This is a genomic window from Anaplasma phagocytophilum str. Webster (assembly GCF_000964685.1).
GTDB lineage: Bacteria > Pseudomonadota > Alphaproteobacteria > Rickettsiales > Anaplasmataceae > Anaplasma > Anaplasma phagocytophilum.
On record NZ_LANS01000001.1, the window covers coordinates 1,456,744 to 1,479,407 of the forward strand.

Consider the following 22,664-nt stretch of genomic DNA (forward strand, 5'->3'; position numbering starts at 1 on the left):
ATAAAAAAGCCCTAAAAGGGATATCACACATACACAAATGCATCTTCTTAAACAAACTGAGAAGGTCTATTCCCTGATGAAAGGTGATAACATTAAGATATGGCTCTAGAAAAAACTACATCACTTTGCCTGTATTGACAGACTACAACACTGTGGTATGAGCGTATATAGGCGCGTATTCAAAACAAGATAATAAAAGAAGAACAAAAGGATCATATAATTACCGAAAACTTACTCATGAGGAAATGCTACGTAGCCACTGGTAGAGGTCTTGACACTAGAGCATGTATGCTATACCATGACGGGGCTTCGGGGTGTGGCGCAGCTTGGTAGCGCACTTGGTTTGGGACCAAGGGGTCGGGAGTTCAAATCTCTCCACCCCGACGCGTTTTCTGTCACGTACCATCTTTCTTTTGCTCTCTATGTATATCGCTGTAGCACTATAATATAGCAGTGCTGATTAGGGTATTTGCTCTTAGCAAGAGAGTTTCCCACAGTATAGGGAATCGATCTGGTTGAGTGCATATACGGTACGGCTTGTTCTAATTATCTGAATATTCCTTGATGGTTTCGATGTTATGAATTGTACAAAGTATCTAATAATGCAAAGAGATTTGTGTGATGGTACTAGCCTTAACGCGTGCCTTAAACTTCCCCTTTAACGCAACTTATTCTGCAAAACGCGTAATTACCCACAGAGATATGCAATACAGGAGTAGTCCCCTGCCCTAGTTTTTCAAATACTGATGCCGTTATCACCTATAGAATTCAAGTATATTGCGCTCATGCTATTAATTAAGAGACATCTCTCCCTAGTATTCGGTGAGGCATGCTTAAAATTTCGCGATATTTTTACACGCAGCATTGCCTAAAGTTCTCACTATACGGTATTCCCTATACAAGCACTGCTTAAGTCTTCACGAATCAAGCCTGGATATTCTAATATCATACGCTACGCACAGATCACAAGTTTGTACGTGAAACTCAAACATTAAAAGTACAGCTCCACTAAAGACGACACATAAGCGAGCATGCAGATTCGTTACATCTTATAATTTTTGGCGCAATATACAAAGGCGTGTTGCTAATTCGAGCATTGGTGCTAGTACAAGATTTTTTGGATCCCAGTAAGAAATAAAGTGAATAGTCACGTACTTTGGCAATGATAGGGAGCGCAGATGTTGGGTGTATATGCTAAGAGTTACGAAATGAATGAGTATTTGGATGCCGCGTGTTGCCCCAATTAATACATGGAGAATGTGATACGACAACTTTCCAGCTATAATTCAGTTCTGCTCAGTATACAAAGTACATAGCAAAAAGCATCTCCGCTATAATATCTGTAAGGTTACCATATATTGTTTTAAGAACTTAAAAGGTTTATAGGTACCCTGAAGAAATGGACATCAACGTCCACGTTGCTGCAACAACGTCTGTTCTTGACATAACGACTACTACGTTCTGCCTTACCTTAGGAACCATGCAATACATCCAAGAAACATCTACCTACCCATAGACTTTAAGCACTCCCAATGCCCATCTATCACTTCAAAAAAGGAAAAAGTGCCTCAAATAGTGCACTTAACATCGTCACAGCAACTATTATTAATGCCAAACATACTGAGCAGCCATCTTAGCAGCTCTGATTGACAGAGTTAATACTATTATGGGAATGAATAAGTTTGATCCCGCATGTTACGCCATATGAGTATAAGGGGATGCATATATAATAGCGGTCTGATGGGCATGGCCAGGTACTGCTTGTAGTCTCTGATTGCTCCTTGATGATTCCTATATTTATGAATTGTACCAAGCACCTCATAGCGTTGAGAGCTTTGCATAATGGTACTAGCTTTAACATGTGCCTTTTTTGAATTTCCATGCGATTTATCCTGCGAACTGTGCCATTACCTACGGACAAAGCAATGCGGCAGGGGTATCCTACCCTAAATTCAATATATAATGCAGTTTGAAGATGCAGCATAATACCGAAGAATGCTACGTTTTCTCAAGATAAGATCCCCATATTACTTTGAGAAAATATCACCCGCATCATAAATGCATATTCTGTCACTATCTGAAAAGATCCCTTCCCTTTGGAAAAGGTGATCACATTAAAAATAGCTCCCAATCCTCAGAAGAATAAACACACCTTATGACTTCATAAACACTATTATCGTGAGCTACATGGCAGAATCAGCGCTAAAAAATTCAACAACATAGGAACAGCTGCCCCAGATAACATGGCTATCGAAAAGGAACCTCACGTATCATAAAACGCACGCTCCACGCTGTCTCGAAAGGGCTTGTTCCTTGTGTAACAGGTGATCACATTAAGAAGAGCGTTGCCAACCCTAAAAAGAATAAAAACGACATTATGTCGCTTGCGGCGCATACTATTATGGAGGACGAGATGGCAGGGTCAGCCCTGAAAAAATTCAACAACATAGGAACAGCTGCCCCAGATAACGTGGCTATGGAAAACGTTATTATCATAGATATTGCAAAAAGCACCTCTATAGAAACATCTCTGAATCTAATCACTACTGCTACGGACGCTATTGCCGCGATTATAATCCCATTTACAAGGCCTACGCATAACTCTTTGAGTAGCAATCTCTTAGAATTTCTATAAGTAAGCTGTTTTGTAGCCAAAGCGCGTACTGTTACTGCTAGAGCCTGCAATCCAGAATTTCCGCTCATTGACGCGATCATAGGCATAATCACTGATAAGGCCACAAAACTTTTTATCGTGTCACTAAACCAGCCTATCACCAAAGAACTTGCGGTAGACGTCAATAGGTTGACTAGAAGCCATGGCATTCTTCTAAAAACTGTCTTCATTAACGGAGCACTTATGTCGCTATCAGACACCATTCCCAAATGAAGCGCATCCTCTTCCGCCTCTTCATGTACCACGTTTATTATGTCATACACCAGAATAGATCCCATTATACGACCCTCTTTGTCGACAACAGGCGCAGACAATAGAGAGTACTGCCTGAACATTTCTGAGACTTCTTCTTGTTTTGCGCTTGGACGTATCACTTTAATATCCTCGTCCATCAATTGCTGGACAAGACAACTCTTATTTGACGTTATCACATCGTCCAAAGACAATATCCCTATGGGCTGCAACTTAGGGTTTACTACGAATATCTCATGTAATTTTCTGTTTTGCTTAGCATTGTCACAGAGGTACGTGGTTAACTGTTGAATGCTCCAGTGTGCAGGAACAACAGTGATGTCCTTGTGCATCAGCCTACCGGCGCTTTTTTCTGGATATGACAACAATTCGCTAATAAGCAAACGTTTTTCTTCTGGAAGCAGACGTAGTATGTCTTCTTGGTACTCCTTACTAAGGTCTTCCACCACCACAACTATGTCTTCGCTGTCTAAGGTGGCAATAAGTGCTGCAACTTTTGATACACCTAGAGTACTGACGGCCTCCTGCCGCAGTCCAGGTACAAGATGCACCAGGGTATCAGAGACAAGCTCATCCCCAACGTATTTTAGAAGCCCTTTCCTTTGATTAATGGTTGAGGTAAGAAGGAAAGATGCAAGCTGCACTCCATCAACGTTATCAAGAATCTCACGAATATCCCCTGCTCTTTCCTCTTCTATCGCATCTATGAGAAAATCACTGGTCTTCTTATCCAACAAATGGTACGACATAGCAGGCCTGGTAATTGCATCAATTATGGTGAAGCAGCGTCCGGTTTTTCTAGCATATTTTTCCTTCCTTGTATATTGGGAAATTCCCCATTTTCGCGCCTAATTACATCCGCTTACACACCATTAGAAGCACTTGCGTAAACTTCATCCAGCGCTCGTATATCAATCATATACTCTTAGGCAAGTTGCCGAGAATACAAGAAACTTAAAATTGCAGGTTCTACCTTAACACTAGGCAAATTTCTGTACAAATGTACTTCAATCAGAAGGTAAGGTCTAGAAACATGTTTTCAATATAGGTAGGGATTGACTTGCAGAAAATAGATTGTAGTATCAGTACGTTGATGCGGCCCTTATGGCGGAATGGTAGACGCGGTAGACTCAAAATCTACTGCCCGTGAGGGTGTGCTGGTTCGAGTCCGGCTAAGGGCACATCTGGTTTTTAGCATGCCTACGGTGGGCTGTTTTTGTCGTGTGGATAACTCTTCTTGGTTAGGTGTAGAATGAAGAAAGTCAAAAAGGAAGTTAGTAAGGTGAATCAGGATTCTGGCTGCGAAGGTGTTGGAGAAGTTGTCAGGGTGATGCCTGCGGTCGTTGATGTTGAGTTTGCCCACGGAGGTCTGCCGGATATCTTACATGCTTTGAAAAGTGAAAAGGATTACCAAGGAAAGCAATTGGTTCTAGAAGTAGCACAGCACCTCGGGGATGGGGTTGTTAGATGCGTTGCCATGGGTAGCACCGATGGTCTATCTAGGGGGGATAAGTTTATCAATACTGGCTCGCCCATTTCTGTTCCTGTGGGACGTAAAACATTGGGTAGGGTCTTTGATGTTTTAGGGGAGCCCATAGATGGAGTTGGTGATGTAGGCGCAGATGTCGAATACCACTCTATACACGCTCATGCTCCGAAGTTATCAGAACAGAAGGTTGCTACTGAAGTCTTAGTGACAGGTATCAAGGTAATCGATTTATTGGCTCCGTATCTAAAAGGTGGAAAGGTCGGTCTGTTTGGTGGGGCAGGTGTTGGAAAGACAGTCCTCATAATGGAGTTGATAAGCAATATAGCTAGGGCACATAAGGGTTTCTCCGTTTTTGCGGGTGTCGGTGAGCGTACTCGTGAAGGTAATGACTTATATCGTGAGATGGTAGAGTCTGGGGTAATTAATGAAGATGAGCGCGAAAAATCACAAGCGGTGCTTGTGTATGGGCAAATGAATGAGCCTCCTGGTGCCAGAATGAGGGTTGCGCTTTCGGCATTGACCATGGCTGAGTATTTTCGTGATGCTGAAGGGCAAGACGTTTTGTTCTTTGTTGATAATGTATTTAGGTTTACGCAGTCTGGGTCAGAGGTTTCTGCGCTTCTCGGGCGTGTGCCATCTGCTGTGGGATATCAGCCGACGCTAGCTTCTGAAATGGGGGCAATGCAAGAGCGTATTACTTCTACTCACAAGGGGTCAATTACTTCCGTTCAGGCTATATACGTCCCTGCGGATGACTTGACAGATCCGGCTCCTTCTACTTCGTTCCTGCACCTTGATTCTACTACAGTGTTGTCTAGGCAGATTTCGGAGCTTGGTATATACCCTGCAGTGGATCCTTTGGATTCAACTTCACAGGCGTTGTCTGTTGATGTGGTTGGTGCTGAGCACTATGAGGTTGCTAGAGAGGTTCAACGTATTCTACAGACGTATAAGTCTCTTCAGGACATTATTGCGATACTTGGTATGGATGAGTTGTCTCAGGAAGACAAGATATTGGTTGCTAGGGCTCGTAAAATTCAGAGATTTTTATCGCAGCCGTTCCATGTAGCGGAAGTCTTCACTGGTAATCCTGGTGTTTTTGTATCATTAGAAGATACAGTGCGTAGTTTCAAGGGATTGGTAGAGGGGCAGTATGATGATCTGCCTGAAGCAGCGTTTTACATGGTTGGTGGTATAGATGCTGCCGTTGAGAAGGCGAAGGCTCTGAATAGCTGTTTTTCTGAGAAAGGTTCGGGAGAATATGTCTGGGGGGTTGATCTACTTCGGTGTTGCGGCTTGTAATTGATGTGGTGAGGATTATTCATGGATAGCTTTAGCGTAGAGTTTGTCTTACCGGATTGTACGAGTAGTTTTACGGGCATATGTTCTCTTGTTGCGCGAACTGGTAGTGGTGAGCTTGTGGTTATGGCGAATCATGAAAGAGCTGTGATGGACTTGCCTCCTCAAGCCTTGCTCCTTCGTAATGAGAAAGGTGAGGAAACTGTAGTGCTTGTATCTAGCGCTGTGCTTACCGTGAAGGATAATGAATGCGTGGTTATAGCTGATGCTATAGTTTTTGCCGGAAGTAGTAATAAGGAAGCCCTGGAGCGTATTAGGGAAGAGATTAAGAAGTCTGCTGATGGGGATAGTCTGCTTGCGGAGATAGCAAAAGGAGATTTGATGTTTATTGATATGGTCTTAAAGGCATGAAAATATTTTTAGACACGATAGATGTAGATAGTATAGCTGTGCTTTATAAGACCGGTGCTGTTGATGGTATTACTACTAATCCGGCGCTATTATCGAAGTCTGAGAGACCGTATAGGGAATTGCTAGAGGAAATATGCAGCCTTGTGCAAGGGGATATCAGTGTGGAGGTTGTTTCCGTTGATGCTGATGATATGGTAGCTGAGGGGCTAAAGCTGGCTAAAATTGCTAAAAATGTCGTAGTAAAATTGCCGTTGACCTTTGATGGTATACGCGCATGTAACATTCTCGCAAGGGAGCGTGATATAAAGGTGAACGTGACGCTGTGTTTTTCGGCAACTCAAGCGTTAATGGCTGCAAAGGCTGGTGCTACTTACGTTTCTCCGTTTATGGGCAGGATAGATGATCTGGGAGGAGATGGAGCGGCATTGATAAGAGATATACGGTGTGTATATAGTAATTATGGTTTCAAGACGCAGGTTCTTGCGGCTTCGGTGCGGAGTCCTATGCATGTTTTAGAGGCTGCTAAGGCTGGTGCTGAAGTTGCGACAGTTCCGGTATCTGTTTTCAAGCAGCTATTTCTTCATCCGTTGACCGATAAGGGACTGGCTGACTTTCTTAAATCCTGGGAAGTGAGTGGGAGGTCCATCTTATAGATCTATAGAGATGGCGCTTTTTTCGCTGCTTTTACTGGAGATTCATTGCTTGGGATGTTTTGTGTAGCGCTTGATTTGTTGTAGGTGGGTTAGCTTACTTTTTCCGGGATGTGTGCCTGACGGAAGCTCTAATTGCATTTTCTTTTTTCTTAGAAAGCTAGAGGCGTATAGGTAATATATCTTAGGGTGTAAAATGAAGGCCTAGACTACGCTTCAAGTTATATATTACGAATTTGATAGAGGTATGATTTCTCGTGCTATCTGGAAGGTGGGTACTATATCTGGTTATTGGTAGTGCGCTGTTATGAAGCGGCAATTTCGGCAAATTTCGTTAAACAGTTCTGTGACATTGCTCCGTAGAATGTAAGGATCTATAGAGTCCGTAATCCGCTGCGGCTTTTTTTTGCAATTTGTTGTGCTCGACTTAGTGGTAACTCAGGTTATAGCTGACTTTCTAAAAACTTGATGTATAAGTACTTCAGGCTTGGATAGGGCATACTGTTTCCTTAAGCATTCCTAGTACTGGAAATGCCGTCATAACAAATTTATTCATTACGATATAAATCCGAAAGTCAGCATCTCAACAGGCTACCGTTTCTACGGACCTTGGCACACACCATTGGAACCCTGATATAGGCTGACTTTCTGAAAACAGCTTTTTTTTGCAATTTGTTGTGCTCAAATTAGTGGTAACTCAGGTTATAGCTGACTTTCTAAAAACTTGATGTATAAGTACTTCAGGCTTGGATCAGGCATACTGTTACCTTAAGCACCCCAGTACTGGAAATTCCGTTGTAATAAAAATATTGGAAAATAATAGCTGTGCTTCATAGAGTTGATTGTGAGAATTCTCTGCAAAGCGCTACAATGAGCTTATAGTTTTCATCTTCTTGGAGAAAAATAAGACGCTGCCATGGTTCCCTTATATATGGAATTACTATAGGAATCATCATTATATCCTCTCTTACGTGCTGCAATACTCCTCAGAATTTCCTCTTGCAACAAAGATGAAAAGTCAGGGCATGCCGCGCGTTATCTTTACCATGTGCATGATCTGTCTGCGATAGAAGGTTGTTTACGGCACCAATTGTTGACGTAAAGTCTACAAAGGCGACTACTGCTCCGATATGTTGTAAAGCATTTCAGGTTTTAGCAATTTTTTTGCGTTCTTAACAGGGAGTATGATATGTGAGTAAGGGTGATTGATCTAAGTGTGGGGAATATAGGGATAATGGCGCACATAGATTCGGGAAAGATTACTAAGACAGAGCGCATACTTTTTTACACTGGGAACTGCAGAACAGGATAGGGGAAGTTCACGAAGGTGCTGCATCTATGGACTGGATGGAGCAGGAAAAGAAGCGTGGCATTACGAACGATTACATCTGCTGCTACTACATGTTGTTGGAATGGATGCAGAATAAATATCATCGATACACCAAGGCACGTTGATTTCACTGTAGAAGCGGAAAGTTCTCTGCGGGTTCTGGATGGTGCTGTAGCTGCGTTTAATGGGGTGCAGGTGTAGTGCTTCAATCAGAGGGTGAGCGTCCAGCTGATCGGTATGATGTGTCGCGTATCTGCTTTGGCTATAAGATGGATAGGTGGGCGCTGACTTTTATACTGGTGGCGATATGATTAATGCTATTTAAACAAGCAGCTATAACGTGATAAGAAGAGGAAATAAAAACACACATGACCTCGATTAAGGGTGGCATGGTTTCTCTTTTATATAGAAAGCGCTATCCGCTTTTGTTTCTTGTTGATCACATGCAGCATTATGCAATTACTAATACGCGTAATCCTTCACATAATCATAAATTATATTAAACCTCCAAAGCTAGGGGCTGCACAGACAAGAAATCTTAATCTGATTTCCCTTAATGTAATAGACATAAATATTACACCTTGCCTCTGAAGGGGGAGAATAATCCCGTAAATTGCTTTTGGGAAATGCATCCCATGTGTAATGTACGACGATTATTCCGTAAGATTAATAAGCTGCTAGCAATATATTGATCGAAAACATGGGGATACAGGAATAAAACCTATATATTCGTCACATATGCTTCTAGGAGCACATTCCCACTCTACTCTTCTTCTAGACAACAATGCGCTCTCACCGAAATAAAATCTTGTTTGATTCCCATAGTACGGATTACTACAGCAAAATCCGTGAGCACGGTCATACCGGTAGGCTGCTGATAAGACATCACTCAATCCTACATTTAACCCGCAAGATAATAAAATGCCCACTATTATTAATCCTGTAATTATTGGCGCTGAGCATACCATAACACATGTAAGGACTGTTTCAGCTATTGCATATTGCACATCCATGGGCATATAACTAACAGCGCTGAATAAAATACAGAAAAAAATTATGATAAATAACGCTAAGTAAGTTGCTGATATTATGACAAAGGCTCGTATACTATCTTTATACCACTTAGAAATACTCTCTTTCAGCTCAAGCTCTTCTTTACTACCGCGTGACACGTTTAACCTGATATACCCTCTGTATTACTAGTATAAAAAATACATCACATGAAAAGACCGCGTATTCATAATAATACACCGGGAAACATTTGATATTTCCGTGAAATTTGTATCTATCATATTCTAAGCTTCTGGAACAGACTGTTAAAAATTGCCAGATGGCAATCTGTAAAGAATAAAAAAGGCGTGTACATTAAAAAGTATGATCTCTAAAACAATATGGAGACGCGATTCGTCTCAGAGAAAGAATTGCATGAACTTTGGGCCTTTGTGCTCCCTTAATAAATAAGTGCTGAAAAATGCAGGTCTATCGCGGGGCCACGGCGGTATAGCGTGGATTTATGCGGTATAGCATGGATCTATATTGATAAATTAAAAGCTTTGTTCGTGTTTTGAGTTTTATATGCAGCAACAATATATGTACTAATGATTTTAAGCAGGTGTGGGTAATGACGTCTTGTAATACAGAGAAGAAAAGTCCCTGCATAGTGATAATACTATCTATGCCCGCGATACGTACTTAATTTACATATCTGTGTATCAACTGCACAGAGAACATAGCTCTTCTCTCTCTGCTGTATTGACCCTTACTGTAATCCGTGTTTTTGACAACGTCATAGTATATACATGGATGGAAACCAGGATTGCGTATACTAATCCAACTCCTTGAAGGGCAACTTATAACCTAATGCAGATCCTTAGAGAACTGCCTTCTTTATCTAATTGTTAAACTCACTCAGAATATCCCTTTCACAAGCGCAGCAGTACGACGCGATACTTTATAGAGATACTGTTCCATTCTGCAAAATATTGCGCTTTTCCATGTAATTCTAATTTGAACCGTAGTAAATCAAACAAAAGGAGACCGGGATTGAAAGCCATCTGCACACTTCGAAGAAGTGGCTGAAAAACTTCAATCCCGAATCAGAAGACAGCCCTCTTGCCTTTTAATATGCAGAAGAATCATCCCCAAGCAAATTAAATAAAGCACAAACATCTCCTTTTGGTATACCACACTCATATGGAGTGCGATATGTGAACTGTTGAAATTTTGGATAACAAGTCACACACATCTACTTGAGATCCTCTCGTTTTCTCTTATTAGAGATGGAAACAAGCTATGCACTTATACCATTTGCAATTTCTCTCCCCTCTGCATTTCCATTCTCTACATGAGATAGGGGCTTATTTTCCTTACCACTATTGGAACAAGTCGAAGAAAGAATAGCCTCTCTTCTTTCAGCGCTTATACCATACTCGACCATTAAATGTGCGATGCGTTCTGGGATTGCGGATAATGCTCCACAAATATTCGAAAGTTCTTCTTGTCTTTGCTGCTCAAAGAGTGCCTGCGCTTTCATTACACATTCCGCATTTTGCATACAAGAATTGAACGACTCCAAAAGCCCATCTTGTTCTTTCTTGTTAGAGATATTATCGGTATAGTTTTGCCATTTTATACTCATATTAACCATGACTACAAGACACGCAAGAATCGCTATATTCCGCAGCAGAAAGTCCATACTATTACCCGCTGTAATAAACTGGATTGCTACTACTACACTCATGATTACAGCAGCGACAATGCAGGCCTTAGTTAGCGCATCCGCCACGACTCGACCATCAATTCCCTCTTTCCAGAGAAGCTTAATGTTTCTTTTTTTACTATTAAACCAGTTGTTTTCTTTAAACCATTTCACGACTAATCCCACTACATGTATTAACTACTTTATAATATTATTAGATAAATAAGTAAAAAATAAACCTTTATATGAATTAAGATAATAATAAGCTGAGCAACTTCGTAGCCTCTTGTATCATATTTACGGAAGCGGAATGTGCGCTATACTTCATGGAAACCCTCTTCTATAGCTCTTATTTGCATTCTATATTTTCATTGAGTTTCGTTCTAATCTCGCAAACTTAAAAAAAGCTACAGCACGTAAAAGGAGTAGGAAATTAAGGACAACAATCTAAGGAAATACCTTTTCTCTATACAGCGTGTAATACGCAATTTGCGCATCATGACACAATTCATGCACTAGTGCCATAATATAGAATTACAGAATTTCTCCCATAAGCTACATAAACCTTTCATAAATCGTGTCTTCTTGAGATTTTTAATATCTTACTAAACTGAAATTAAGTGCTACAGTTAACTGATAAGACTATAATACATGGCGCAATGCATACCACACTGCGTTAACCATTGATAAATGGAAAAAATTAAGATTATCTTCATGAAAGTACATAGCAATTTTCCATACAGATGCACAGAAATTAAGTTATGACAAAGCCTCTACTCAGTAATTGTGTTACGTTCGAAAAAAGAACATGAGTGTCGTATCACCTAGCCTCTTAAAAACCGGATTGTCTTGAATTTGGAGTAAGCATACTGAATACTGTGTGACCACTCTGACGTAGTTAGAGATCCTAATTTCCACACCTAGGAGAGAGAATTGTTACTCATGTAAGGGTCATGCAGCACCCGTAGTAGAATATCCAAAAAAGGCTACAATTCCCCGTGGGCTTCGTTGTAAATATGCAGCAACGTACACAATCCTTGTCGTATGATGAGCGGAGCTATCAGCAACGGAAACTTAGAATAAAGCATCACAACACTTCACTTAAATTAACGCGTTTATGAGATGGAATAATCTTATATGGCTACTCGTAATGATGCTTTGTCTTGTTGACAAACAATTTCCACACCACCTGAAGTCATATCCGATAAAGTTGAAGGATAATCATGCTTTGTAGCATCGAGCCCTGTACATTTCTCTCTAACAGCAGAAATTTCTCCTACGCCACTCTCTTCTTCTCTAGCACCCGATACACTATTTGTATCATAACTAGGACTCTCTGCTTCCTCACCCTCTGCAAGACACTCCAACAAACGTGTATCTTCCTTTTTTATACCTTCTACCTTAGTAACGTACTCATAGCAGTATACACATAACAAAGGTATAAGAACTAAGCATGGAAGGGCTCCTGCATACCGAAGATAGGAAAATATCATAGATTCCCCACTTAGCCCCTGGAAAATCTGAATCAAGCTAACAAGGCAAAGAACAGTCGCCGTGAAAACCATGCACCCAAGGATTACCTTATCCTTATCATATCCCTTATGTCTTTCCTCGAAAATCCTCTTCCATCTGTGAATATCCCTTCTGCGATGACTTGGCACAGTACACACCAAAATGCTGTTATATGTAAATAGCGTAGCAAAATTTGCTACATAATAAAAGTCTTAAAAAATAAACTTATATAAAATAACTACACCAATTCCACTGCTATATCTGCAGGCAATTTACTACCGACTGAAGATAAACACACTGCGTTAAGATGCTTCCTATTTCTATTTGCATCATGAGAGCATATTTCCTAATCTTTCGCGCAATTTTCTGATATTTACGCATAAAATCGTTTTTGAAGAAAACTTATTAATATATAATTTACAATTAACTTGTAGTGTACTCCGTTAAAAATGACCTTATGGTAATATACATGAACCTTGGAAAGAAGCCGCTACTTAGAAAACCACAAACCACTCCCTTTATTTTGGAAAAAACTGCTATAGGTGATGCATCACCTGATCACCTTAAAAAGCCAGACGTTACTAACTCGTCAGCAAACACAGCTGCTTTGCAGGATGCGCTACGCTCACATAAGAAAGATACTAGATATTCAGACAAGGTATATATCTTTTTCTCTGAAGAAGAAAAGAAGGGCATTGTAACTTTATATGAATCGTCCATCCAGAGCATACAAATCTATAGCAACAGTTCAGAGAATTTAGACACCCAATATACAATGGTAGCCATATTGAACAAAATTACCGTTGGGCAAGATAAAAAACGAAAAGCCTCACGGAATATAAGTATTCGTGCTTTTCATCATGAATGGGAAAATAAAGATTTCCAGAACATCAAGCCTGAAATAACCTTGATAGCCGCGGGAAAAGACTATAACACACGTACTGAAACTTACTTCTCTCCTCCAAAAAATCAATCCATACCTTTAATAGGTATAAGCACTAGTAAATACGTAGAGTATCGCCCAATGATTGAAAAACACAGCAAAACTTTCCTTGAAAAAGCCTTACCGCTGCACATTAATAAAAAGTCCATTATAACAACAATATTAGAGAGTTATATCCTAAAAAAAAATTCTAGAGCTAACACTAAAGTAGCTATTTATCTGGTAGAAAATTTTCTCCCACTTATCCCAAAAACAACCTTAGCAGCATTGAAGAAGGGAGCGCTAAAGCTAAAACGTATATGCTTAGAAGAAGGGAGCAACACTACTGATTTAAGTGAAGTAGATAGATTATGCCTGTCCTTAAATTCAGCTTCTTTTTCTGCACCTTACTCTATTACTGAAACAAATACCAAAGCCTTAAAAGAAGAAGTATTCCATTTAATAAAGGAAAGGGCATGCCAATATGAACACCTGCACGAAGCCTTAAGTAAAGACGCGTATAAGAGTATAATCTCTGTAGATTTAGAGGAAATAGTAGCCTGCTATACCAACAAGTCTAATCAATTTACGAGTACATTATTAAAAAAGTGCATCTCCGCAAATAAGAATTTATCCCACAAAATGGCTATAGTACATAGATATATAGATGAGCTTAAAAAACGCTCTGTGAACAATAATGCCAAACCTTTGATATTAGATTGCCAATTACCTTGCGCTGGCGAAGATTTCACATTCGCTCACAATTCCCTTATATCTCTTGCAAAGAAGAATGCTCCTCAAGAAGTTGAATTCTGTGTGGACCACATTATAGAAGAGGCAAAAAGACAAGTGGCTGAAAAATATAGCACGATATTCCTGCGTGATGTTATGGGTATAACAGAAAAAGTCTCAGCACACGTGAATAAGATGTCTGTTAAGATAAATAAGATGCAACATAATGACGAACTACAAGCTTCAGTGCCCCATAATAGCACCGAAAGCTGTAATCTCATATAACGCTTATTGAATATGATGGACAAGAAGGAGGTCTGAGATTAGTCACGTGTTCCCCAAAAATGATAGAGCTCCATGGCATAGTGCAGCCCTTTATGTACCTACGCGATTAGGTGATTAAGTAATGGCTATACAGAAATGAGATTGCAATGTGAGCTCCTACACCGCATTTTGCAGATCTGTACTGATTTCTCTTTTTAATCTGTAACTCTGGAAGTTGTAGTTCTATATGAGCACGCATTCTTAATCACAGCGTTCTTATCCAGAGTAAAAGGTATGGGTACCATGGCGAACAGTGCATCATATTGCGGCGCAAGTCTGCTTACCATGAGGGCATCCGCTGAATAAATATCAGACTTCTTAACATAATACTCAATGGCAGTTGAGCGCGACAATCTAAGGGAGATAATCAACAAATGTGTTCTTTTCCTCCTTTATGAACCAGATAGAATTAAATAATCCTAGCGATTTTCGACAGATTGCATGCACCACCGCTCCAAACAGGTTGATGTATGCTGTAGCGCTATTCAAACCCTGTAACTGTTGGTTATGTATCCCCAGACTTAACTAAAGATACAAACCTTGTATTCCATATATTTTGTGAAACTTACTCTACCACAGAGTAATTCAACATTCATCCTCTGCAGCGAGGGAGGAATGCATTACTCTACTCCCAAGGCACCGTCGCATGCACGATATCAACCCTAGAAGCACCCAATCCCCCTACACAACACTGTGAATTATCGTACCATTGCGTACTTAACTCGAGACACAACATTGAAAATATCTCTGTGATATCACAAATACTAATTACTCCCTCTATCACCATTTATGATCCAAACTGCGATTATGTTGCTTTGTAAATGCACTCAACATAAGCAAATTGCCGCTTTCAGAGCGTGAAAGAAAAACCGGACACATATACGCGCAGTATAACCACAATTAGCTATGCATCTTTCACATAATTAAAGGGCTACATAAAGATAAATCATCCTGGCAGAGTATATCCAATACGTCTACCTGACACTTCTATCTTCACAAATCCTTGATGCAAACTGCCTTATTCCTCAGCTATCATCTCTCTCGATGTGTATGTCACAGAAGTATCTAGCTTACATGAACACAATACCTTAATAGTGGGTGTAGCTAAATACTAGATTCATCATGGTCACAGTATTTATCCTATTCTGCAACGCAACAAGCGTTATCGTCTGCCTACAATCACATGTCACATTTTAAAGTTTAATTCGTGTACACCCATCATCTTGCAACATACACATCCAGAAGCAACAGTACGGCTGAAAATAAACCTTCCAGTATTTTTGCCTAAAATACTAAGTACTTATCTTCTACACTCGTATACCAGTGTTTTCAATGCAGAAAGCAATGCTAATAGCTCATCCTCTGCAATTGTGAGCGGTGGCATCACATACATTACAGTTTTAATTGGCCTGATCCATATACCCAAATCTAAGAGCTTTTGTGTCATGCCATTTTTAAGCTTTTCCACGCACTCGTTCTTAATATTAAAAGCTGCCATAGCCCCTTTTATTCTCACATTGCACACGTAATCTAAAGCATGCAGTTCTTCCAATTCGGCTTTTAAAATTCTTTCTATTCCCGATACCTTCTGAGTGTACGACTCACCCGCAAATAAATCGAGAGAAGCATTAGCAGCAGCACAAGATAAAGGATGTGCCATAAATGTATTACCGTGCATAAATGTTTCTCCACCGGATATAAAAAGTTCGGATATATTACTGCTAACTACCGCTGCTGATAGTGGACAAGTACCGCCGCTAAGGGCTTTTCCTATTACCATAATATCAGGCTGAATAGAAGCCTGCTCACAAGCAAAGGATGTTCCTAATCTATAAAAGCCTGTAGCAACTTCGTCAGCAATAAACAGAATCTCATTTTCTTTCGCAATCTTTCTCAACGTAGATAAAACATGAGGAGGATAAATCACCATACCACCTGCAGCCTGTAAAAGTGGCTCGACGATAATTGCGGCAACTTTATCCGCTATGCTCTCTATCTTCTGCTGCAACAATACTACGTCTTCTTCACTTGCGGGTATATCAAGCAGATATTGCTTCGGACAATATCTTGTAAAGGAGTCTCCATGAATAGCTGCAGGATCAGAGATCGATATACATCCCATGCTATCCCCATGGTATGAATTTTTGAAATATATAAAGCTGTGTTTTTCTCGCTTACCCATACTGTACCAGTATTGAACAGCGAGTTTCAGCGCTACTTCCACTGCCATAGATCCAGAATCCGCAAAAAACACCCTATCAAGCCCTGGCGGCATTAACTTAGCGATGCGTGATGCTAGTACGTATGCTCCTTCATGAATTAAATCACGGCAAAACATCACATGTGATAACTTTGCCAATTGCTCCTGCATTTTGCCTACTATATAAGGATGCGAATAGCCATGACATACACTCCACCAGCTCGATATACCATCCAATAGCCTTTTGCCATCTTCAAGTTCTAGATAACTTCCCTGGCCTGACACCACTCTCATCGGGGCCACTGCAGGCACTGCGCTACTGTAGGGGAATAATACTTTCTCTTCTTGAAACCAATGTGCATGTTCGTACATGGAACCTCACAACTCCCATAAAATAGGAAGTATGGTAACACATTTTCCACAGTAGTCGTACTCTATATATGTACACTAGAGTGACGATTTGAGAGTCTATAATTCAGTTCTGCTCCGTATATGAAAAATATGCTAAGTATGTAGAAAAACAGCATCGCTGCTATAATACCTGTAAGATTACCGTATATTGTCTTGAGAACTTGAAAGGTTGAGAGATACCACGAAAAAGCCATTGATGTTAACGTCCATGTTGCGGTTACAACAGCTGCACCTGGCAGCACGACCAGTATATTCTGCCTTACATTTGGAACCATGAAGTATATCCAAGAAACAGCAATAAAAAGTACCACTTTGCTAACTACAAACCTCAGGAACTCCCAATGTCTACCGACCACTTCGAAAATTATAGGGACCAATACCGCGAATAATACACTGAGCATCATCACAGCAACTATTATCAAAAACTGCAGTATACTAAACATACGGCCCAATATGTATGGTGGAGGCGCTGATACCCTAAGGGCTTTATTCAACACGTGCCTTATCCCCTCGATAACTGAGGAAGCAGTCCATATTACACCACCTATAGCGACAGTCAGCAGGCTCTGGGGAGGCCCTGATAGGATCTCCTCAATTCTAGGCAATAGTGCATCCATGGTATCGTGCGGCAATTCACCTGATAGTACATCAAAAAGCCTTGTATATAGAAATTGATCCTTATCCAATACTGACACTATAGAGGAAGTCAGAGCATTGAAGAACACGAAAAAAGGAAACATCGACAAAAGTACTATAAAGGACAAATACCCTGCATACTCCATCCCATCATGATCTCTAAAATCAATAACGGCTTTACAAATACACTTGAAAAACGTCAACACTTTCTGCAGTATCATTTCTTTTAGTACGTATGCGATATATATTCCCGGGAGGTTGTATTATGACGCATCTTACTGCAAAAACAATTCCCATTTATCCCCATTTTAAATACACATCGGTATGTCAAAGTTTACTTTCACAGGCATGGCGGGAGTAAAATGTATTCTTCATTCTTAAAATATCATAAAATCTGAACATTGCGCTTTCCAACGCTTTAGTGTTAAACGAATGCCTTATTGAGTTCTATAAAAAGCAACATGTAGCCCAACTATTACCCCAACTGTGTGCTGGTATCAGAACACAATCGTCTAAGTGGTCTAACACTTCCCTGTATTAAGCAAGTAGTTAGGATCGATCACAATACATTCCCAACTCAGATATATATCTTATATACCTCATGGTACAATCGATAATAGTTTAAGTAAGATTATAAGTCCTCATAATAAGCTATTATTATAGTCGTAATTTTAATGCACTTTAGACACAAAGAGTTACCAGACAAAAATGTGTACATATCGGGTGGACTCTTCACGATTGTCACATAATTATTGCTTCTGGCAACTGGACTATCACTATATTGAGCATCTGTATTTCGAGATTAACGGATAGTTGCTTATTAACAGAGGTATACTGCTGATGTATTAGAGATGCCGTAACACCGTTATTTTTAAGGACATAGGCCTGCACAGAAAGTGTATATCGGATGGGAAGAGGTTAGTTGCTTAGAATACGTAATACACATAGATGCGTCGTCTTGAGTGACCTCAGAGTGCTAGTATGCGGTTTGTGTGTATAAGGCCGAACATAAAACAAAGCTGGTCGCGATACTGCTACTTCCCCTTTGTTGTCACTCCTATCACGTAATGCCACTCTGCACTGTTCTCAATTTTCAGTGATATATAAATTAACCATGCGTATAATGACCTATACAAACATATAATTAGTATTGCATATATTGGTTATAGGTCTTAGACTAAGTGGTATCTCGTGTATACATACCATGTGCTTAGCGTTGTAGGATGAGTTATGGCTGGTCATTCACAGTTTGCGAACATCAAACACAGAAAGGGCGCGCAAGATGCCAAGCGTGCTAAGCTGTTCACAAAATTGAGGAAGGAAATCATAGTAGCGGCTAGGAGTGGTTCTCCCGTTCCGGAATTGAACCCTAATCTAAGGTCTGCAATAGCCTCTGCCAAGGCTTTTAATCTTCCTAAAGACCGTATAGAGGCTGCTATACGAAGCGCTCAGGGCAATGAGGCTGATGATAGCTATGAGGAAATAACGTATGAAGGTTATGGTCCTGGTAGTGTCGCTATAGTAGTGCATGCTTTGAGCAACAATAGAAATCGCACTGCTGGGGAGCTACGCCATATATTTACGCGGCACGGAGGAAAGCTCGGAGAGAGAGGAAGCATAAGTTATCTGTTTGATCATGTGGGGCTAATAGTTTATGGTGCTTCGCAGGTTGGAAGCTTTGATGTGATTTTTGATGAGGCTACTAGCCTCGGTGCTATAGATCTTGAAGAACACGACAATGGCGAGGAGAAGGAGTATCACGTAATTTGCCAAGTTGAAGATTTTGGCAGAATCAGAGATGCTTTGTATGAGAAGTTTTCTGATGGTGTGACTGCTCGTCTCTCTTGGCGTCCTAAACAAAAAGTTAAACCTGCATCCGACGAAGCTTCTGCTAAACTTATCAGTTTCCTGAATGATCTGGATGATAATGATGATGTCCAGTATGTTGAGGGCGATTTCGAGTTGTAAATTGACGCGTTGTTAGTGCCTCGCTGGTTGTGGCGGTATCTTTTGTAACTTGCTTTTATATGTGACATCTGTTAGTATTCTGGCAGTCGCTTAGCTATGGTATTTATGTTAAAGATGCTGTTATGCTGCGTTTTACTGTATTTAGTATTTGGTAGGTTATCTAATAGAGTGTAGTTAGTATAGCATTTTGATGGTTTGTGATGCATGGCAGGTCGGTAATTTTAGAAGATATATCAGAGATTGGTGAAGATCTAGCTTCGATAGCGAGGTGTCTTTGACATTGTGGGGCTAGAATCTACGTTGGAGAGCCTGGATCTAGAGTGCTCTTCACCTTCCTTATGGGATGACGCTGAAAAAGCAAAAAGCTTGCTTAGTGAACGGTCGAGAGTGAGCGCCGTTCTCACATCTTTTCGTGTTTTAGAAAAAGAACATAAGGACTTAGCTGAATTAGCAGAAATGATTTCTGACAGTGATGACAGAGACTTTCTTGCAACGATAAATGCTGAGCTTCAATCCTTGAAGTTGCGTATCTCTCAGAAAAAGACTGAGTGCATGTTCTCTCACGAAGCTGATGCTAATAGTTGTTTCTTGACTATTCGTTCTGGAGCTGGTGGAACCGAAAGTAGCGATTGGGTTTGCATGCTTTTACGCATGTATACAAAGTGGGCTGAATCTTTTCATAAGTTTACTGTTGAGACTGTTGATTCTGTTGACGGTGAGGAAACAGGTCTGAAGGCTGTTACTGTGAAAATATGTGGTATTGGCGCCTACGGGTGGGCACGTACTGAAAGTGGTATTCATAGGTTAGTTCGCATTTCTCCCTTTGACCATGCTGCAAAACGGCACACCAGCTTCGCTAGTGTTGAGGTATCTCCTGTTGTGGATCATGAAATTGACATAAAAATTCTAGAAAAGGATCTTCGTATTGATACTTATCGTGCTTCTGGTGCTGGGGGGCAGCATGTTAATAAAACAGAAAGTGCGGTCCGTATAACACATATTCCCTCTGGCATGGTGGTACAATGTCAGACAAGCAGGTCGCAGCACCAAAACCGTGCTGAAGCCTACTCTTTACTTAAAAGCCGTCTCTATGAAATGGAGCTGCAAGAAAAAGAGAAAAGAATGGCTCAAGATCATCAAAACAAGTGTGAAATTGGTTGGGGGCATCAGATAAGATCCTATGTAATGCATCCATATCGTATGGTGAAGGACTTACGTACAGGGCATGAAACTGGCAATGTAGATGCAGTAATGAATGGAGACTTAGACGCTTTTATCACTGCGGCTCTCATGCGTGGATCTCTTGCCAAGGTACAGCGATCTGGATCTTAAAATATTCCATGGTGCTTACCTATGGGATAGGATAGCGATACGCAAAATCACTTGAGAACATAATACGGCAGTACGGGTATGGCCCACGCTGAAGAAGATTATTATGTGCAGAACTAATAACATGGATGTGCACTGTTGCATTCCATGCGCATATCCCTATTCTCCGAACAGTTAGCTATAGTGCTTACCTATGGGACAAGATAGCAATATACAAACCGAAGAACATAATATAGCAGTACGGGTACAGCCCACACTGAAGAAGATTATTATGTGCAGAACTAATAACATGGATGTGCACTGTTGCATTCCATGCGCACGTCACTATTGTCAAAACAGTTCTCTATAGTGCTGACCTCGTAGGGCGTAAGAGACTAACTACAGACTTTCAGGAGAACATAATACTGCGGTACAACCCGCTTTTATAGAGAACTACGCTTTGTAGTATTCTACACGTACATCATCGCGACAAACAATGTAGTGTTGAACACAACGTAGTCAGTATTTAAACTTCTGCTTTATAAAGCACGCTTAAATCCTCTAGCATCTTATAAAATGCCTCTACCACATATTGTTTTCTTATAGTTTGTGCCTTTACCTAAAATGCATTATGACCTCTACGAGAATGTATCGCCACTTTCACAGTAATAGCTATAAGATTCCCGTGCAAAAATACAGTTTCTGTGTGAATTTCCAGACTTACGTGTATCAGGATATTCCCTAGATACAGCCCTAAAAGCACATGCGACATACCCCGCATACGACCATGAGCAGGCCTCTGGCTGGGAGATGCAGTTTGCAGAGTATGAATTTTCAAATTCTGCCAAATAGCTAAGCAGGTTTTTGCAACAATGTTTGAGACAGGAAAGTCCGCATCAAAGATAGCGGAAGAAGAGCAATTGCCTCAGATAGCTGATAAAGGGGTCTCAGGTAGATGGTTGAGAGAGCGCTCGAGAAAAACCCGGATAAAGTTCAGCAATACAAGCAGGGTAAGGAAAAGCTATTTGGATATTTTGTGGGGCAAATAATGCAGGAAACAAAGGGCAGAGCGAATCCTGAAGTTCTCAACGCACTCATTAAGAGCAAGCTGAGTCAGTAGTAGTATTTTACTCCATTGATAAGCCTTTTCGGGCTTGTTGTGTCTAGTGAAATGTGGGGGCACTGGGAGATAAGCTCTAATTCCTACAGCTTCTGTAGGCGTTATATTACAAGGTTTAGCCACTGATAAACAACCATAAGCCGTTACTTCACAGCCTGGAAAGGTACTAAGCTTTATGAAAGACTAGAATGTGCATATGTGTGGAAGCTGTGTCTGATGGGCTAGCTGTCGGGCTCTTGGTTCGTAAAAAGGGGTTTACCCACTTTGAAAACTGGCCCACAGTTATGGATAATAATTGAAAATATTGCTGCTGCGTTATCAAGATGATGTGCTTTTATTTTTTATAACTTCTTCATACAGACCTATAGTAGTCTTCATGATTCTATAACATTATGGTCTGCAGCATTAATCTCCAGTACACCATACTTTTTTTTCTAAGTATCAAGACCTATGCATACTCTTAGAAGGTGCTCTCAAAAATCACCCGCTATTCGTATAGTTTGCGTATTCACCTTAAGGCAATTTTACTTCCTCGAGAATGCATTGCGAATTTAACGGAAATAGCTATAAGATTCCCAGTACATAAGATACAGTTTCTGTATGAATTTCCAGACTTACGTGTATCAGGATTATTCCCTAGATACAGCCCTAAAATCACATGCGACATACCCTGCATACGACCATAATTAGAGGAATAGGCAGTTACTGTACTAATTCTCACATAAACA

15 protein-coding genes, 2 tRNA genes and 2 pseudogenes are annotated in these 22,664 nt (G+C 40.5%); 10 read left to right on the forward strand and 9 right to left on the reverse strand.

Going from position 1 to position 22,664, the window contains the following annotated elements; genetic code table 11:
• Positions 1–310 precede the first annotated feature (310 nt).
• Positions 311–384: transfer RNA gene (locus tag APHWEB_RS05655), tRNA-Pro, on the forward strand.
• A gap of 1,944 nt (positions 385–2,328) precedes the next feature.
• Here the strand turns inward: APHWEB_RS05655 and mgtE are convergent.
• The gene (mgtE, locus tag APHWEB_RS05660; protein ID WP_011450616.1) at positions 2,329–3,675 is read right to left on the reverse strand and encodes a magnesium transporter; all 1,347 of its coding nucleotides are present in this window, start codon (positions 3,673–3,675) and stop codon (positions 2,329–2,331) included.
• A 349-nt stretch (positions 3,676–4,024) separates the two neighbouring features.
• On the opposite strand from mgtE, the gene APHWEB_RS05665 reads away from it, so the two are divergent.
• The 5 genes and pseudogenes from APHWEB_RS05665 (at position 4,025) to APHWEB_RS06150 (ending at position 8,306) form a co-directional block, all read left to right on the forward strand.
• Positions 4,025–4,107: transfer RNA gene (locus APHWEB_RS05665), tRNA-Leu, on the forward strand.
• 149 nt (positions 4,108–4,256) lie between these two features.
• Entirely contained in the window at positions 4,257–5,717 is a 1,461-nt protein-coding gene (gene atpD, locus APHWEB_RS05670; protein WP_458692783.1) for a F0F1 ATP synthase subunit beta, read from the forward strand.
• Positions 5,718–5,738: 21 nt separating this feature from the next.
• Positions 5,739–6,125: an ATP synthase F1, epsilon subunit gene (locus APHWEB_RS05675; protein ID WP_011450614.1), complete on the forward strand. Its 387-nt coding sequence runs from the start codon at positions 5,739–5,741 to the stop codon at positions 6,123–6,125.
• Positions 6,122–6,778, forward strand: a complete 657-nt coding sequence (gene fsa / locus APHWEB_RS05680; RefSeq protein ID WP_011450613.1) for a fructose-6-phosphate aldolase — start codon at positions 6,122–6,124, stop codon at positions 6,776–6,778. Before APHWEB_RS05675 ends, fsa begins: the two co-directional genes overlap by 4 nt.
• A gap of 1,231 nt (positions 6,779–8,009) precedes the next feature.
• Positions 8,010–8,306 (forward strand): annotated as a pseudogene (locus tag APHWEB_RS06150) (GTP-binding protein).
• Positions 8,307–8,868: 562 nt separating this feature from the next.
• Here the strand turns inward: APHWEB_RS06150 and APHWEB_RS07040 are convergent.
• The 3 genes from APHWEB_RS07040 to APHWEB_RS05695 form a co-directional block, all read right to left on the reverse strand.
• The gene (locus tag APHWEB_RS07040) at positions 8,869–8,994 is read right to left on the reverse strand and encodes a hypothetical protein (RefSeq protein WP_280939962.1); all 126 of its coding nucleotides are present in this window, start codon (positions 8,992–8,994) and stop codon (positions 8,869–8,871) included.
• A gap of 1,401 nt (positions 8,995–10,395) precedes the next feature.
• Positions 10,396–10,989: a hypothetical protein gene (locus APHWEB_RS05690; RefSeq protein ID WP_021799030.1), complete on the reverse strand. Its 594-nt coding sequence runs from the start codon at positions 10,987–10,989 to the stop codon at positions 10,396–10,398.
• Positions 10,990–11,936: 947 nt separating this feature from the next.
• Positions 11,937–12,464 carry a hypothetical protein gene (locus tag APHWEB_RS05695; RefSeq protein ID WP_020849286.1) on the reverse strand — a complete coding sequence of 176 codons (528 nt, stop codon included), beginning with the start codon at positions 12,462–12,464 and terminating at the stop codon, positions 11,937–11,939.
• Between the two features lie 308 nt (positions 12,465–12,772).
• Between APHWEB_RS05695 and APHWEB_RS05700 the strand changes: the two genes are divergently transcribed.
• Positions 12,773–14,254, forward strand: a complete 1,482-nt coding sequence (locus APHWEB_RS05700) for a hypothetical protein (RefSeq protein WP_021799028.1) — start codon at positions 12,773–12,775, stop codon at positions 14,252–14,254.
• Positions 14,255–14,918: 664 nt separating this feature from the next.
• Here the strand turns inward: APHWEB_RS05700 and APHWEB_RS06600 are convergent.
• The 3 genes from APHWEB_RS06600 to APHWEB_RS05710 all read right to left on the reverse strand — a co-directional run bounded on the left by APHWEB_RS06600 (position 14,919) and on the right by APHWEB_RS05710 (position 17,761).
• Positions 14,919–15,080: a hypothetical protein gene (locus tag APHWEB_RS06600; protein ID WP_011450604.1), complete on the reverse strand. Its 162-nt coding sequence runs from the start codon at positions 15,078–15,080 to the stop codon at positions 14,919–14,921.
• A 513-nt stretch (positions 15,081–15,593) separates the two neighbouring features.
• The gene (gene bioA / locus APHWEB_RS05705) at positions 15,594–16,865 is read right to left on the reverse strand and encodes an adenosylmethionine--8-amino-7-oxononanoate transaminase (RefSeq protein ID WP_011450603.1); all 1,272 of its coding nucleotides are present in this window, start codon (positions 16,863–16,865) and stop codon (positions 15,594–15,596) included.
• A gap of 62 nt (positions 16,866–16,927) precedes the next feature.
• Positions 16,928–17,761 (reverse strand): YihY/virulence factor BrkB family protein, encoded by an 834-nt coding sequence (locus tag APHWEB_RS05710; RefSeq protein WP_011450602.1) that lies wholly within the window; start codon positions 17,759–17,761, stop codon positions 16,928–16,930.
• A gap of 1,009 nt (positions 17,762–18,770) precedes the next feature.
• Between APHWEB_RS05710 and APHWEB_RS05715 the strand changes: the two genes are divergently transcribed.
• Both APHWEB_RS05715 and prfB read left to right on the forward strand, forming a co-directional pair.
• Entirely contained in the window at positions 18,771–19,508 is a 738-nt protein-coding gene (locus APHWEB_RS05715) for a YebC/PmpR family DNA-binding transcriptional regulator (RefSeq protein WP_020849285.1), read from the forward strand.
• A 200-nt stretch (positions 19,509–19,708) separates the two neighbouring features.
• Positions 19,709–20,840, forward strand: a protein-coding gene (gene prfB, locus APHWEB_RS05720; RefSeq protein WP_155237155.1) for a peptide chain release factor 2 whose coding sequence is annotated in 2 segments (ribosomal slippage) — positions 19,709–19,771 and positions 19,773–20,840 — 1,131 coding nt in all. Because the reading frame shifts where the segments join, the coding sequence is not laid out codon by codon here.
• Positions 20,841–21,435: 595 nt separating this feature from the next.
• Here the strand turns inward: prfB and APHWEB_RS05725 are convergent.
• Positions 21,436–21,597, reverse strand: a complete 162-nt coding sequence (locus APHWEB_RS05725; protein WP_155370117.1) for a hypothetical protein — start codon at positions 21,595–21,597, stop codon at positions 21,436–21,438.
• Between the two features lie 64 nt (positions 21,598–21,661).
• Between APHWEB_RS05725 and gatB the strand changes: the two are divergent.
• Positions 21,662–21,936, forward strand: a pseudogene (gene gatB / locus APHWEB_RS06155) (Asp-tRNA(Asn)/Glu-tRNA(Gln) amidotransferase subunit GatB); the annotation flags it as partial.
• A 508-nt stretch (positions 21,937–22,444) separates the two neighbouring features.
• On the opposite strand, the gene APHWEB_RS06605 reads toward gatB, so the two are convergent.
• Positions 22,445–22,664, reverse strand: a 220-nt coding sequence (locus APHWEB_RS06605; RefSeq protein ID WP_210164999.1) for a hypothetical protein, incomplete at its 5' end; no start/stop codon positions are given.